Annotated in this window: 1 protein-coding gene; it reads right to left on the bottom strand. The window is 65.6% G+C overall.

The window, feature by feature from the left end:
* Window positions 1–37 precede the first annotated feature (37 nt).
* The gene (locus tag DBR34_RS10990) at window positions 38–415 is read right to left on the bottom strand and encodes a hypothetical protein (protein WP_128096820.1); all 378 of its coding nucleotides are present in this window, start codon (window positions 413–415) and stop codon (window positions 38–40) included.
* Window positions 416–630 lie beyond the last annotated feature (215 nt).

The raw sequence follows: 630 nt of genomic DNA on the forward strand, positions 1-630 counted from the left end.
AGGCAGCGGCGACCGGTGGATGCCCGGGGCGGTGGGGTCAGTGCTTGGCACCGCACTTGCCTTCGCCGCACTTGCCTTCGGCAGTCTTCTTGTCGCCTGCGGTCTTGGTTTTGGCGTCGGTGGTCTTGCCTTTGTCGGCGCCGCATTTGCCTTCGCCACACTTGCCTTCTGCGGCCTTGGCACCCGTTGCGGTGGCAGTCTTGTCAGCAGTCTTGGGGCCGGCCTTGTCGCCATGGGCGCCACACTTGCCTTCACCGCACTTGCCTTCGGCGGCCTTGGTGGCAGCCTGTCCGGCCACGAGGTAGCCCTGGGCGAGGTCGGTCATGCTCAACGCAGACGCCGAGGCGGTGACGCCGAGGCCGGCGGCGAGCGCGGTGGCGGCCAGCAGGGACAGCGAACGGGTGGGGTTGCTCATCAGGTGGTGCTCCTTGGTATGGGCCGGGGCCCGGGATGGCTGCGTGGGGGCAGCAGGTGCGGCCATGGTGGGCCGGTCCGGCTCAACGAATCCTCACACAGGATTCAATGTTTCGTGAAGTGTGTGGGGGTGTGTTTTTTTTAGAAGCAAAAAGCTGGAGCAAGAGCAAGAGCAAGAGCAAGAGCCGCTGGTGCGAGCGTGGTTGGCTTGGCGGG

The sequence above is a fragment of the Stenotrophomonas sp. HMWF003 genome, assembly GCF_003061285.1.
Classification (GTDB): Bacteria; Pseudomonadota; Gammaproteobacteria; order Xanthomonadales; family Xanthomonadaceae; genus Stenotrophomonas; species Stenotrophomonas maltophilia_AP.